This is a genomic window from Fodinibius sp. GM108, assembly GCF_058386985.1.
The window spans coordinates 405,261-419,848 of sequence record NZ_JBYEIR010000003.1 but is presented as its reverse complement, the minus strand read 5'-3'; the positions used below and the strand labels follow the sequence as shown (position 1 = coordinate 419,848).

General features: G+C 43.1%; 9 protein-coding genes. 6 read left to right on the top strand and 3 right to left on the bottom strand.

Annotation, left to right across the window (positions count from 1 at the left end):
* The first annotated feature begins 36 nt into the window (after window positions 1-36).
* The 6 genes from ACT3ID_RS07730 to ACT3ID_RS07705 all read left to right on the top strand — a co-directional run bounded on the left by ACT3ID_RS07730 (window position 37) and on the right by ACT3ID_RS07705 (window position 6,646).
* On the top strand, window positions 37-282 hold the full coding sequence (locus ACT3ID_RS07730; protein WP_491541427.1) for a hypothetical protein: 246 nt from the start codon (window positions 37-39) through the stop codon (window positions 280-282).
* Between the two features lie 9 nt (window positions 283-291).
* Window positions 292-1,101, top strand: a complete 810-nt coding sequence (locus ACT3ID_RS07725) for a DUF92 domain-containing protein (RefSeq protein WP_491541426.1) — start codon at window positions 292-294, stop codon at window positions 1,099-1,101.
* Window positions 1,098-2,408, top strand: a complete 1,311-nt coding sequence (locus ACT3ID_RS07720) for a dicarboxylate/amino acid:cation symporter (RefSeq protein ID WP_491541425.1) — start codon at window positions 1,098-1,100, stop codon at window positions 2,406-2,408. Before ACT3ID_RS07725 ends, ACT3ID_RS07720 begins: the two co-directional genes overlap by 4 nt.
* A gap of 117 nt (window positions 2,409-2,525) precedes the next feature.
* On the top strand, window positions 2,526-5,498 hold the full coding sequence (locus ACT3ID_RS07715; protein WP_491541424.1) for a lamin tail domain-containing protein: 2,973 nt from the start codon (window positions 2,526-2,528) through the stop codon (window positions 5,496-5,498).
* A 6-nt stretch (window positions 5,499-5,504) separates the two neighbouring features.
* Window positions 5,505-5,714, top strand: coding sequence for a PID-CTERM protein-sorting domain-containing protein (locus tag ACT3ID_RS07710; protein WP_491541423.1), 210 nt, complete (start codon window positions 5,505-5,507; stop codon window positions 5,712-5,714).
* A 113-nt stretch (window positions 5,715-5,827) separates the two neighbouring features.
* Window positions 5,828-6,646 (top strand): aldo/keto reductase, encoded by an 819-nt coding sequence (locus ACT3ID_RS07705; RefSeq protein WP_491541422.1) that lies wholly within the window; start codon window positions 5,828-5,830, stop codon window positions 6,644-6,646.
* A gap of 19 nt (window positions 6,647-6,665) precedes the next feature.
* On the opposite strand, the gene ACT3ID_RS07700 is transcribed toward ACT3ID_RS07705, so the two are convergent.
* From ACT3ID_RS07700 to ACT3ID_RS07690, 3 genes are all read right to left on the bottom strand, one after another.
* Window positions 6,666-7,394, bottom strand: a complete 729-nt coding sequence (locus tag ACT3ID_RS07700) for an acyl-[acyl-carrier-protein] thioesterase (protein ID WP_491541421.1) — start codon at window positions 7,392-7,394, stop codon at window positions 6,666-6,668.
* Window positions 7,395-8,237: 843 nt separating this feature from the next.
* Window positions 8,238-11,270, bottom strand: a complete 3,033-nt coding sequence (locus ACT3ID_RS07695; protein WP_491541420.1) for an efflux RND transporter permease subunit — start codon at window positions 11,268-11,270, stop codon at window positions 8,238-8,240.
* 5 nt (window positions 11,271-11,275) lie between these two features.
* Window positions 11,276-14,572, bottom strand: coding sequence for an efflux RND transporter permease subunit (locus ACT3ID_RS07690; RefSeq protein WP_491541419.1), 3,297 nt, complete (start codon window positions 14,570-14,572; stop codon window positions 11,276-11,278).
* Window positions 14,573-14,588: the final 16 nt, after the last annotated feature.

Genomic DNA, 14,588 nt, shown 5'->3' with positions numbered 1-14,588 from the left:
TCAATAGTTAATTACAACCTACATTCATTAAAAAAAATGTCAAAAAAACGCGGCAGACGAAGCTCGAAAAAACCGATGATTTTCAATTCGTGGAATTACAAGATCCTTGCCTTGGGATTTTTTCTTGTCATTGCCGGATTTACCGCAATGTATCTTGAGAACGAGGTCAAAGGCTTTATTTCCCTTTACATCTCTCCGATCGTCATCATGACCGGCTACATCACCGTCATCGTTGCTATTTTAAAGCACGATCAAAACTCCTCGGCAGCATCAGAATCCTGATAGCTGCAAATGGATCGTAAACTTAACTATCTGTCCCTTTTCCTGTTGGTTGTTGTATTTATTACATCAGCCAGTACATTTCAGCAGTGGTATATATTTTTGGGACTGATACTTTCGGCCGTTTTTTCTTTTTTTGCCTTTCTATTTCGATGGTTATCGCTTGATGGCATGTTTGCAGCCATCGTCGTTGGCATTTTTATTTTTGGTTTAGGCGGATGGGCGGCTGCCGGTGTCGTATTACTTTTTTTTATCTCCAGTGCTGCATTGACAAGCATCCGGCCGGATCCTGCAGATCGTTCTGCCCATAAAATCCGTAGAGATGGACATCAGGTGTGGGCCAATGGATTTTGGCTGGTGATTTGTCTGGTGCTCGCAGTTGTATTTAGCAATGAAATTTTTATGATCGGAGCTATGGCTGCCATAGCCACGGCCACGGCCGATACCTGGGGGACAGAATCCGGAAGTAGAAAACCCGACAGCACATATCTAATTACAAATCTTCAAACTGTTTCGCCCGGTACCGACGGTGGAATCAGTCTGCAGGGGACCTTGGCATCACTGACAGGGAGTGTAGTTATAGCGGGCGCATCAATTTACGTTTTTTCACTTGAATTTTATGATTTTCTTAGCATTTTCATTGCAGGCTTTTTAGGAAGCATAATTGATTCCTTTTTAGGAGCTATTTTTCAGCAAAATAATAGTTCAGTAAGTTTACTGGTTTTGGGTTATAAAATTGAAATCGACAACAATATTGTTAACAGCATTTCCACCGGAGCCGGGGCCTTACTGGCAATAATCTTAAAATTACTGATTGGATGAGTAAAGTTTGGTACAAGCGGTTACATTGGCAAATCATTATCGGGTTAGTACTTGGCTTAATTTGGGGATTAATTGCCAGCCTTACAGGCTATGCGGGTTTTACCGCTGATTATATACAGCCCATCGGTACGATCTTTATAAATCTGTTAAAGTTGATTGCTGTACCATTGGTACTTGCTTCACTGGTTGTGGGCGTTACCAGCCTTAATGATGTGGCTCAACTATCGAGAATGGGTGGTAAAACCATCGGTATCTATGTTGTAACAACGATGTTGGCTATTACGATTGGATTAACAGTCGTAAATATTATTCAACCCGGAGACTTCCTTCCTCCCGAAACACAAGAACAGCTGATGTCCGGATACCAGGAAAATATTGAGGGTTCTGCAGAATCGGCCCAGGAAGTGATAGAGCGGAGTCCTATGACTTTTCTTGTAGATATTGTGCCCGAAAACTTTTTCAACTCCGCCTCGGATAACGCCAACATGCTGCAGGTTGTATTTGTAGCGATATTGCTGGGAATCGGGCTCATTAAGATTCCATCCGAAAAAAGCAGATCACTCGTAAACTTTTTTGACTCCCTGAACGAAGTGATTATTGAGATTGTAGATCTGATTATGAAAGTAGCTCCGTACGGCGTGTTTGCGCTTATGGCTGGAGTAATTGTCGATCTGGCGGGTGATGATATAGCTCAGGCGCTGGATCTGCTCGGAGCTTTGGCCTGGTACTGTATTGCCGTGGTTATCGGATTATTTCTACACTTGACGATAGTTTATTCCGGATTATTCAAGCTTTTCAGCAAAATGAGGCTGCTGGATTTTTTCAAAGCTATTCAACCCGCTATGCTTTTGGGATTCAGTACGAGCTCAAGCTCTGCTACCTTACCTGTAACGATGGAGCGCGTTGAAAAAAATGTCGGAGTCGACGAGGAAGTATCCAGTTTTGTACTTCCGATAGGGGCCACTATTAATATGGATGGAACAAGCTTGTACCAGGCCGTGGCTGCAGTCTTTATTGCGCAGGCCCTGGGACTTGATCTGGGTATTGCCCAGCAGCTCACAATTGTGTTGACAGCAACTCTTGCCTCAGTAGGCGCGGCCGGAGTACCCGGAGCCGGTATTATTATGTTGGTTGTAGTATTAGAAGCTATTCAGGTGCCGGTAGAAGGGATAGCTCTTATTTTAGGTGTCGATCGTATACTGGATATGCTGCGAACGGCTGTTAATATTACGGGCGATGCTGCTGTTTCTGTGGCCGTTGCTCATACTGAAGGTCTGCTTGGAGAGATGCACCTGGAAGATGATTAATGGAGAAATTATTACAGTTTTTAAAAAATAATTAACATCGATTTCTTTGAAAAAAGATGTGAAATCCATTAATTAAAAAAACAGCTTCCAGGGATACCCTTAAAAAATATAGAGTATATGGGTCAAACGTTACGGAGGAGCTTTTTATATAAAACATTACTATTCACAGCATTTCTTATTGGAATTGCTTTTCAGGCAGGGTACAGCCAAACAACTCTGTCGCTTGGGGATTTAGTGGTCGTTACCGTCAATGCTGATGGTAATGAGGATGGTAACAAGACCTTTGATTTTGTTCCTCTCGTGGATTTGGAAGCAGGCACTGAAATAAAATTTACTGATGCTCCTTATATTGACTCTGATGGTGCTATTGATAATAGCGAAGGAACGGTTACCTATACAGCTCCCAATAATATAAATGCAGGAGAAATTATCACATATGAAGAAGGCAATGATGGGTTTTCTTCTTCTGGTAGTTTTGATCCTGCAAAATCTGGTGATAATATAATTGTCTATCAGGGTGATTCAGGTAATTCTACCACATTTCTTTATGGGATCGGGTGGGCCCGCGGCGACTCTTGGAATTACGCTGGTGGTACTAACAGCTCAGATATACCCCCTAATTTAACCAAAGAAGCTCACCAGATAATAGATTTGGGTACTACAGATAACTACCAATATGATGAAAGTAATGGTATAGAAGGTACTGCAAAAACTCTCCTTTCTTTAGTTGGTGACGAATCGAACTGGAATGAAGATGATGACAATGCTTTCTCTGCATTTTCTACTGATTTCACGTTAATTGATCCCCCAACCGTAGCCTTTACGCAATCTGCACTTACAGCATTCGAAGATGATGGAACAGCTACTCTAACAGTCGAATTAGTTGAATCCGCTGGGACAGCTGTTGATGTAGACGTGGTATTTCTCAACAACCCAAGTACGGCCGATAACAACGATTTTGATAACTATTCTACAGAAACCATCAGTTTTGACAGTGAAGCATCAGATGGGGATACAGAAACCGTTGCTGTTAGTATAACGGATGACAGTGATTTTGAGAGCAGCGAAAAAGCTGTCTTTCAGTTGCAGAATAATACCGAAGGGACAATCATTGAACCCCGGGATCTGACCCTTACTATTAAAGATGATGATGCCCCGGATGTGGTATTTAACGAGATAAATGCTGATCCGGGAGATGATGCTAATGGAGATGGAGATGTACATTCAGATACAGACGAATTTATAGAATGGGTGAATAATACAAATAAAGATATCGACATAAGTGGTTGGATCTATGCCGATGGCAACAGTGATAGATTTACTTTCCCAGAGGGGACTGTGATACCTGCTGGTAATGCTATAGTGTTATTTGACAATTCTGAGGATACACAACCAAAGGGTAATTTTGGTGGTGCTTTAATTTTTTCAGATGGTGAAGTTGGTTTAAATAATTCACCTGAAACACTTACTCTTAAGGATTCGGAAGGGAACGTTGTTTCAACTGCTACTTATGATAATAATGCTTCTGGCGAATCAAATGTCTTAGATCCCGAAATAACGGGGGATAGTTATGTTAAGCATTCTGAGGTATCAGATGATGGTTCTTTATCTTCCCCCGGCACAAAAGTAGACGGCACACCCTTCGGCTCAAAATTTGCCATTGGAATTCGCGGTACAGAAGGTTGGCGGATGATCTCTTCTCCGGTACAAAATGCTACCTTTAATGACTTCTTTGGCGACTTCTGGATGCAGGGGATGACAGGATCGGATGATCCGTCTGGTAACTTGACGATTGCGCATTGGTCAGAAAATGATACATCTTTTGTATCTCCTTCCGGGATGTCAAGTGATCTAACACCGGGTAAAGGATATATCGTGTACGTTTTTGAAGATGATGATTTGAATGCTTCTGGCATTCAACGAGGATTCCCAAAAATTATAAATATCGACGACGAGGAAAATGGTAGTACTGTTGATGTGACCGTTTCCGCTACTGACGGAGGAGGAGAAGCTGGTATTTCAGGGAACGAAGGCTGGAATTTGCTGGGTAATCCTTTTGGAACTGATCTTTCAGTCGGTGAGTTAATTAGTGAGCTCGAAGATGTTGATAATAGTGTTAATGCCAATGTATATGTTTGGGATCACGATGCTAACAATGGCAACGGAGATTATACAGCGCTTACAGATGGAGATCGGATCGCACCATTTCAGGCATTTTTTGTCAGGTTTACTAATGAAGTAGATGGAACGTTCTCATTTAATAAAAGTACATTAGAAGCAAATACGGGTACTGAATTTTATAAGGACAATCTGAAAGATGTCTTGGCTTTTGATCTTGAACTCCACGGAGAGGAGTTTTACGACACCTATTCGTTAGAATTCAGTGAAAACGGGACAACAGATCTGGATCGCTATGATGCCTATAAGCTCTTTTCCTTGAATCCCAATTCCATAAATTTATTTAGCGAGTACAATAATAATCGGTTGCAAAAGAATGCGCTGCCGATTAACCTGGAATCTGCAATTGAAATTCCGATCGCATTTAAGGCTAACGGGCGTTCATCTCTGACGTTTCGATGGGATAGTGAAATGCAGGATATACCTTCAGAATGGGATCTGATACTGATTGATGAAGAGACGGGCCGGGAAATTGATCTGCGAAGAGATGAGGAGTATAGCTTTAATGTCGAAAATAACGAAAAACAACAGAAACCGTCAGCATCAGACGAAAATGAACTGTTAAACAAGACAAACGGTTCACAGGATGCCCGTTTTACGTTATCCGTACGACCAAATGTTCAAAGTACGGCATCAAATGATGTACCGGAATCTGTCAAATTAAAACCGAATTATCCTAATCCGTTTAATCCGACTACGACTATTCCATATGAACTTACAGAAGAGTCGGATGTGTTATTGACGGTATGGAATATGATTGGTCAAAAAGTGGCAACACTGGTCGATGGTACTGTAGAAGCCGGAGTCCATGAAGTAAGTTGGAATGCTTCTAATATGCCCAGTGGTATGTATATTGCTCGTTTTGAAGTAAATGGAACGGTGTTTACTCGGAAGATGACTCTTATCAAATAATATATTATGGGTTATGAAGAAGCGCTTATCAAAAAACTCTTATACTTTATTCCAGTCGGTATAGTGATTGTGCTAATGTTAATGATTCCGGAACAAGTGATAGCACAACCCGGCTTGCCTGCTGCTCCTGAGCAGACACCGATTGATGGTGGTCTTGGTATCTTGGCAGTCCTTGGTGGTGCTTATGCTATTAAAAAAATCCGTGAGAATGAATAGTTTTTTCAGATTCGAACTACTTTCTCTATTTTCACTGAATCATCGGACATTGTAAACTGTTATTACACTGATTTTAAATCGCAACAAGAATTGGAGTTTTTCGCAAAATAAAAATGCAATATAAAAATATTCAGGGACTGGAAGTACCCGAGATTGGCCTCGGAACCTACAAACTACACGACAGAGAGTGTGAACGAGTTATACGAACAGCGCTCGACATCGGCTACAGGCATATTGATACAGCTCAGTTATACAAAAATGAGCGCGAAATAGGAGAAGCACTGAATGTATCCAATGTCCCCAGAGAAGACATCTTTTTGAGTACTAAAATATGGCATACTAATCTGGCGGCGGATGATGTGTTGCAAACCACTGAAGAGAGTCTGCGGCAGATGGATACCCCTTATGTTGATCTTTTGATGATCCATTGGCCTAATGACCAGTACGATTTACGTTCAACTATCGAGTCGATGCTGGTTTTGCGCGATCAGGGTAAAGCCATGAATATAGGAGTCAGCAATTTTCCGCTGCACATGCTTAGAAAAGTAAAAGAAGAAATTCGTGCTCCAATCTTTTGCGATCAGGTCGAGTTTCATCCTTTTATTGACCAGCTGGATTTACTGGATTATGCAATCGAAAATGATATCATGATTACGGCTTACAGTCCGCTGGCAAAAGGAAAAGTGATGGAGAGTAAAGAGCTGCAGGAAATTGCTCGCAAATATGACAAGACACCGGCACAAATCTCCCTCCGCTGGTTGATAGAGCAGGAAAATGTGGTGGCTATCCCCAAGGCATCCAGCGAGGAACACCTTCGGGAGAACTTTGAAGTATTCGACTTCTATCTGGAGGATGAAGACTTTGTACGTATTGATGAGTTGGAGAAATCAACCCGACTTGTCAATCCCACGTTTGCACCTCGCTGGGAATAACTTTTAAAAGCTGCTACAGCTAACGTGAATAAACCTTGGCTAAAATTTTCTCATCGGACTTTCTTTTTATCCGATGATGAAAAACAGGCGGAGAGTTATCGTTTTGCTGGACTTCAGCAATTATGGTATCTCCTGTACTTGATTCTGCCAAGAAAGTGATATCCATAGTAGTAATATTGGTATCATTATTCTCCAAGCATGAGAGTGCCCACTCGATATATCGTACATTATTTACATGCTGATTGAGATCCAGGTCTGATTTTCGTACTTCAAAGGATTCAGAGTTGTCAGGTTGGGAAATATTTATATCCTCCATCTCGGTTAGAGGGAGAACATGTTCTGAATTTTCCGGAGCCATGGCTAATATTTCTTTTGGAATGCGGGTGGGACGCCGGCTCTCAATATTCAAAATGATCCAATAGCTCAGAGATTTTCCGATAATGTTATCATCAGAATCCAAAATCAGGAAATCACGGTAGGCACGAAGACCATCTCCACTCGAAGGCCAGGTCTTAATTGTTATCGTTTCTCTCCAATCGGGAAAGCGATTGATCTTAAGGAACAGCCGATGTAAAACCCACGTTAGCTCATCCTTTTGAAGATCGGTGATATCAAATTGAAGCTGTCGGGCGTGATTGCCGGCCACTTCTTGCAATAAATTACATATAGCCGGTATTGTTGCTTTATGATGGAAATTAACTTCCGAGGCCCGAATCTTAAACTCTTCCTGATATTCTATCTTGCTCACGTCACTTTGATCTGATTAAAAGTCAAAATGTACTGTTTTCTTTGGGGATCTGAAATATGAGTTGATGAAATAGACCACAGATTTACACAAATAGAAATTAATTTGATTGATCTCTTTCATCTCCCAATAATAAAAGCAATGTCATCCCGTCCCGAAAGCTTTCGGGAGAGGGATCTCCTTAAATAAGTTCGCGTAGTATCTGAAGGGCAACACTCACACGCCTGTGAACTAAAAGGTTTTTGTGCTTGCGGGAAGCTAAGTCATCAATTTTAATAATCCTGCCTATCCTGAATATCCTGGTTCAAATTACACGTACCAAAGCGGAGCTTCGGCACGAGATTAAAATTAACGAATAAAGAATTCAGATCTGCACGGATAAGGTTTTGTTTTCAATTAGAAAAAAGCACGTAGTCTTGTTCCGAATTCTGTGACTTTTTCAGATGACTGGGAAAGTAATAAGCAGTGCCATCCTTTCCGTGATCGCGAGAGGAGTCTCCTGAAAAAGTTCGCTATGTGCTCCAAAGGCTATGTCTTCGCATTAACTTCGGCAGGTATACCTTAACGTAGGAATCTGAAGAAATCCTTTATACCAATTATTAAAAAAAGCAGTGTCATACTGAGCGAAGGTCCGGAGTATACGGACCGGAGTCGAATGTATCTCCTTTACATGGCCGCGTAGGATCTAAAGGAGGAACTTTCACACGCTTTCAAACAACTTCCGGGAGATGGATTCGACTACGGTTTAAAATCAAAGCCTTCGCTCACCATGACATCAGCTTTGTTCGTATAGAATCTGAAGGTCGACACACCTGCGAACTATTTCCGGGATCCGATATTTATCTATTATCCGTTAGTTTCTCCGCGCCAAACACGATTACCCCAGAGTTTGATATCATCCAGGATCAGGTAAATAGCCGGAAGTATCACCAGCGTTACGACCGTAGAGAATGTAAGTCCACCAACAATAGCCCTTGCCATAGGGAAGTAGGGTGGACCATCGCCTCCGATCTGTGTAGTTCCGAAACAGAGCGGCAACAATCCAAGAACAGTAGTGGCAGCAGTCATCAATATAGGACGCATGCGATCCTCACCACCTTTAATGATGGCTTCGAATCGTGACATACCCGCTAGGCGAAGCTGGTGAATATGATCGATAAGCACGATACCGTTATTCACCACAATGCCCATCAGAATAAGAATCCCGATCATCGCCATAAAAGAGAACGTGGTTCCGGTAATGAAGAAGAACCAAAATACGCCAATGACTCCGAAAAATATGGATGTTATGATACTGGATGGAAACAGTACTGATTCAAACAGTGAAGCCATGACCAAATAGATCAAAAACATGGCCAAGAATATGTTGACAATCATTTCGTCCATAGCTTCCTGATCCTGCTGAAAACTGCGCCCTTGACTCCATCCGTAACCAGGGGGATAATTGATCTGATCCAGAATAGGGAATATGCGCTCTTGCGCCTCTTGCTTAGATAGATCGTCGAGATTTATAGTGATGCCGAGCGATGTCTGGCGATCTTCGCGCTGAATACTTCGGGGGCCGCGATCTATTCGATAATCGGCGATAGAAGCCAGCTTAACAGGGTCTTGACCCTCAACGCCGAGTGGTAGTTCCATCAGATCATTTATGGTTTGTCGGTCCGACTTCTGAATGGCCAGAACAACATCCGTTTCGCCCTGCTCTCCTCTGACTCTCCTCAGATTCATTCCCCGCATAGAATTGGAAACTAAACTGGCTACTTGTTGAGAAGAAATTCCGAGGTTACGGGCTCGTTCACGGTTAACAGTTACCTGTACTTCTTCGGTACCGGTTTCGGCCTCTGAGCGTACATCCGATAGTCCGGGGATATCTTCGAGGCGACGGACAACTTCATCGGCCAGATCAACCAGTACCTCTGACGATTCACCAATTACGAAAACGCGTAATTCTTCGCCGCCAGTGCGGTCCCGATACTCAAACGAGGGCTGGCCGATTGCCAGTTTCGGAAGCTCTTCTTCAATCTGTTTTTTGATCGTTTTAACATCCTTTTCAGCTTCATCATCATCCGTTAAAATGATTGTCGAAGTAGCACTATTCGGTTCGAAATAGGAGTATACCGCATCGATCTCCAGTTCCTCTTTATTGTCATAGAGATACTGTTCCACTCTGCTGACCGACTGCTCTACTCGTTCTACAGTATAAGTATCATTCAGATTATAGTGCAGACGCAATTCCCGCGATTCATTAGAGGGAAACATATCGATTGTAGTCATGCTCATTGGTATTGCTACGCTGACCAAAGTTCCCAGAATCAGAAATACCGATACGTACCGGCGCTTAAGCAGCCAGCTCAGAACGGTGGAGTATTTCTTTTGCAGTTTGGTGATAACATTTTGCTTCTCTGTCTTTTCGGGTGCTTTTATCTTTGAGGTAAGCAGCGGAATTACCGTAAGAGAGATCAGCAGTGAAGCGCTAAGCGCCAGAATAATTGTTATGGCAACGTGATAAAGCTGGATAGCGATCATGGAATCTTCGCTGATAATATTGGGTAAAAAGACAATGATGGTTGTCAGCGTACCGGCGGTTACAGCCATTCCCACCTGTTTTACACCACGTTTTGTCGCTTCCATTTTATCGTCTAATATGTTTTGGTTGCGGTGAATATTTTCTGTTACCACAACCGCATTATCAACAAGCATTCCCACAGCCAGCATCAACCCCATCATTGACAGAATGTTGAGGGAAAGATCCAGAAAATAAAGGAATCCCAGCGTAACGATAAGTGAAAAGGGTACAGCCAGTGCAACAATCAGGGTAGTGCTGATGCGCCGCAAAAACAGATATAAAATGATGATAGAGAATGCGGCTCCGAGCAGACCGGCTTTGAGCAATTCGGCCAGTGAGCTGATAATACCCGTAGCCTGATTATGCATCTCAAAGATGTTGATCCCGCGCATTTCAGCCAGCTGATTAACTTCATCAATTTCAGCAAGAACCCGATCGCCGACTTCTACGGTATTGGCACCAGATTCTTTAAATACATCCAGCCCGATTGCATATTTTTGATCCAGATGACGTCCGTAATCGCGTTCTGGTTCTCCGTATGCAACCGTAGCTATATCTTTTAATTGAAGGTGATCGGGACCAATTACCAGGTTTGCAAATTCTGCGGGATTCGTTATTTCTCCTGTCGGACGCACAAGGTATCGCTTTCCGGCATCTTCAATTTTTCCGGCCGTTACAGAAAAGTTACTTCTTCGTAGTTTTTCGGCCAGGTCATTAAGATTCACGTTGTGCGCCTCTAGCCGTTCTGGGATAAGCTCGATCCGAATCTGTTTTTGCTCTACGCCGTAAAGATCAACTTTTGCAACACCATTGATACGCTCAATACGCTGCTTGAGATTCCGGTTCAATAGTTCGTAGGCATTCGAAAGATCCCGCTCGCTGGATATCCGCAAATTCATCATCGGATTATCCTGCGCGGAGAACTTATTGATGTTGAAGCGCTCCATATCATCCGGCAATTGATTACGAATACCGTCGATTTTTTCTTTCAGCTCCATAGCCTTCAGGCTGATATCGGAGCCCATTTGAAATCTTACAAAAATACCCGCTTGATTTTCGCTTGAGGTAGAACTTATTTGCTCAATTCCGCTAATGGTTGCTATCGCTTCTTCGATAGGGCGTGTAATATTTCGCTCAACCTCTTCTGGTGTGGAGTTTTCATAAGGTACAGAAATATATGCACCGGGGAATGAGATATCGGGAAAGTATTCCAGCGGCACCATTCGGCTGGCGATAATCCCTATAACCACAAAACTGATAAATACCATCATTGTAGTTACCGGACGACGAAGAGAAAGATCAGTAAAGTTCATAGTTATTATCCCTCCGTATTTTGTGATTCATTTGCCACTGTCGGTTTGTTGTATACTTTGCGATCCATAATGGCGTACATTGTGGGAATCACAATTAACGTGAGCAGTGTAGAAACGAGCAGTCCTGCAATAACCGTTATCGCCATAGGGGCGCGTAATTCGGCACCGTCGCCGATCCCGATAGCAAGTGGAAGAAGTCCCAGTCCCGTAGTGAGAGTAGTCATAATAATGGGACGCAACCGGGACTTTCCGCCCTCAAGGATAGCTTTAATTTTGTTCATGCCTCGCTGTCGATACTGATTGATCAGATCTATCAGAACGATAGCGTTATTCACCACAATACCAGCCAGCAGTATTAATCCAATAAATACCACCACGCTGATTGTAGATCCGGTAATCCATAAACCAAGAATAGCACCGACTAAAGCCAGCGGAATAGTAAACAAGATGATAAACGGATGCAGAAGCGACTCAAACTGAGAAGCCATCACCAGATAAACCAGGAATACGGCTAAAGAAAGGGCAAAGAGGAGGGATCTGAATGAAGCGGCCATCTCTTCATTTTGACCTGTTACTTGTGCCTGAACTCCTGTCGGCATTACGGTTTGGTTAATGATATCCTGGATCTCTTCGGCAGCAGTCCCGAGGTCACCATAATTCAAATTAGCTGATACAATAGCCACTCGTTGCTGTGCCACGCGGCGTATTTCACTGGGCCCGTTGGCTTCCTTAATATTGGCAATACTCGAAAGTGGTACCGGAGAATCACTGTTGGGATTGACAATCAGGTTTCGAATATCGGAGATCGAAGAACGGTCCTCTTTTTTAGCACGAACCATCACGTCGATCTTTTGGTCTCTCCATGAATATCGGGTTGCCACATCACCGCGAACTTTACTTACTACAAGATCTGCTACTTCATGTACTTGCAGACCAAGTGCTGCTGCTTTGGGCCTGTCAAACGTGACCTGAATCTCCGGATTTCCTTGCTCCATAGTTGATTTGACATCCGTAAATCGATCATTGGACGCGACCTCGTACAGGATTTTATCGCTTACTTTTTTAAGTTCATCCAAGTCATATCCTGAAATTTCAATCTCAACGGGAGTTTTGAAGGTAAAGAGAGCTGGACGAGAAAACTTATATTCCAGTCCGGGAACACGTTGCAAGTCTGTACGTAACTCATCCATCGAGCTTTCTTCAAGGGCACGATCAGCCCCGCCAGTGAGTCTCACACTAAGTTCCCCCCAGTTTTCACCGCCCTGATTGGGATTCGCATCCATCTTATTTCCGGTTCCCGCAACAGCAAATGTTGAATTGATAGCTCCAACATCTTGTGCAGCTCTTTGTACACGTTGCAGAGCACGATCAGTTTGTTCAATAGGCGTACCCGGTGGCATATTAAATTCCACATTGAATTCGCCTTGTGACAGTGAAGGGATAAGTTCCATACCCAACTGCGGGACGAGCATGAGCGATCCCACGAGGCACAAAAAGGCTACAGTTATCACTGTAAACCGGTGGCGAAGCGCCCATCGTAAATAGTCAGGGTACTTATCTTCGAGCGCAGTAAAACCTTTATTGAATCCGTTTAATAGAGGATTTAACAGGTACATTATCCCGTTCCCAATTTTTTTGACGGATTTTTTAAATATTCCTATAAAAAAGGAGGGAACCGTTTCAAAGAGGAAGATGCGTGATTTTCGCATTCCTCGACCTATTTTCGTACGGGGTTCTCGTAACTCCGGATTTTTAATTTCAGGTTTCTTCCTTCCCGCCAGCGATGAGAGCATGGGAATTAATGTAATAGCAACAACCAGCGATGCAAGCAGAGAAAAGGTAACTGTAAGAGCCTGATCGCGGAAAAGCTGTCCCGCAATTCCATGTACAAATACGAGCGGAAAGAAAACTGCTATAGTTGTTAGTGTAGAGGCTACCACAGCCATACCTACTTCTCCGGCACCGTCTTTGGCAGCCTGGATAGGATTTTTGCCCATCTCGCGGTGCCGTGATATATTTTCAAGCACTACAATGGAGTTATCAACAAGCAGACCAATTCCCAATGCGATACCACCCAGCGACATAATATTAAGCGTAATATCATTGCCGTACATCAGGTTAAATGTTGCTATGACCGATACGGGAATAGACAGCGAGATAATGACCGTAGCCCAGAAATTTCGGAGAAATAGGAACAGAATAATAATAGCTAAAATACCGCCAATAATTGCCGCGTCTACCACTTCGCTTACAGCAGATGAAATGAAGGTTGACTGATCATAAACCATTGTCATAGCCATTCCATCCGGGAGCCGCTCAGAGATATTATCCATTTGTGCTTTTACATTCTCAGCCACCTTCACCGTATTGGCGTCGCCTTCTTTGTAGATTGCTATTTCGACAGCTTCCTGACCGTTAAGACGGGTAATGGCTTCCCGCTCTTTGTATCCTTGGTTGATATCCGCAAGATCTTTCAAGTACACAGGATTTCCACCTTCAGTGGTAATAACTACATTCCTGATATTATCCACATTTTGGAACTGATTGAGAGTACGCACCAGATATTGCTGGGTACCTTCTTTTAATCTACCACCTGAGAGGTTAACATTTTCTGCCTCAAGAACCTGCGTAATTCGTTCAACAGGAATTCCCAAATGTGAAAGTCGATCCTGATCAATTGCAACCTCAATTTCTTCTTCCAGTCCCCCGCTTATTTTTATAGATGCAACACCGCCGGCCGATTGCAGATCCTTTTTGATCTGTTCATCAGCATGACGCCGAAGTCTTTTCAGCTTATTGATTTGGGAATCGGAACTCAGCTGCTCCTGATAATTCGCAAAATCTACATCGGTCTCATCGGCTTTTTCATCTTCAATAAAAAATGCGTATCGCATGATAGGGTCGAGCGTAGGATCAAAACGCAATATAACGGGGCGCTCAACTTCAAGAGGAAGCTGGAGCGCATCAAGTTTTTCTCGCACATCAATACTGGCAAAATCCATATCGGTGCCCCATGCAAACTCAAGGGTAACATCAGATTGCCCGGGCCGTGATATCGAGCTTACCTGTTGTACATTTTTTACAACACCGAGTGCTTCTTCTATAGGCTTACTAACCAGATTTTCGACCTCGGCAGGTGCGGCTCCCTCAAATTCAGTTCGAACGGTAAGTGTTGGATAGCTGAGTTCAGGCAGCAGATTAATATTCAGCCTGCTCAGCGACACAAAGCCAAAGAGAATAATCCCAATGGTAAACATAGCTATTGTCACCTTGCGGCGGATGGAAAAGTCGATCAATTTCATGGTATTGTATCCCTGT

Coding starts and splice junctions, on each gene's coding strand:
- ACT3ID_RS07725 (WP_491541426.1), top strand. CDS start 292: ATGGATCGTAAACTTAACTATCTGTCCCTTTTCCTGTTGGTTGTTGTA.
- ACT3ID_RS07705 (WP_491541422.1), top strand. CDS start 5,828: ATGCAATATAAAAATATTCAGGGACTGGAAGTACCCGAGATTGGCCTC.
- ACT3ID_RS07710 (WP_491541423.1), top strand. CDS start 5,505: ATGGGTTATGAAGAAGCGCTTATCAAAAAACTCTTATACTTTATTCCA.
- ACT3ID_RS07715 (WP_491541424.1), top strand. CDS start 2,526: ATGGGTCAAACGTTACGGAGGAGCTTTTTATATAAAACATTACTATTC.
- ACT3ID_RS07730 (WP_491541427.1), top strand. CDS start 37: ATGTCAAAAAAACGCGGCAGACGAAGCTCGAAAAAACCGATGATTTTC.
- ACT3ID_RS07690 (WP_491541419.1), bottom strand. CDS start 14,572: ATGAAATTGATCGACTTTTCCATCCGCCGCAAGGTGACAATAGCTATG.
- ACT3ID_RS07695 (WP_491541420.1), bottom strand. CDS start 11,270: ATGAACTTTACTGATCTTTCTCTTCGTCGTCCGGTAACTACAATGATG.
- ACT3ID_RS07720 (WP_491541425.1), top strand. CDS start 1,098: ATGAGTAAAGTTTGGTACAAGCGGTTACATTGGCAAATCATTATCGGG.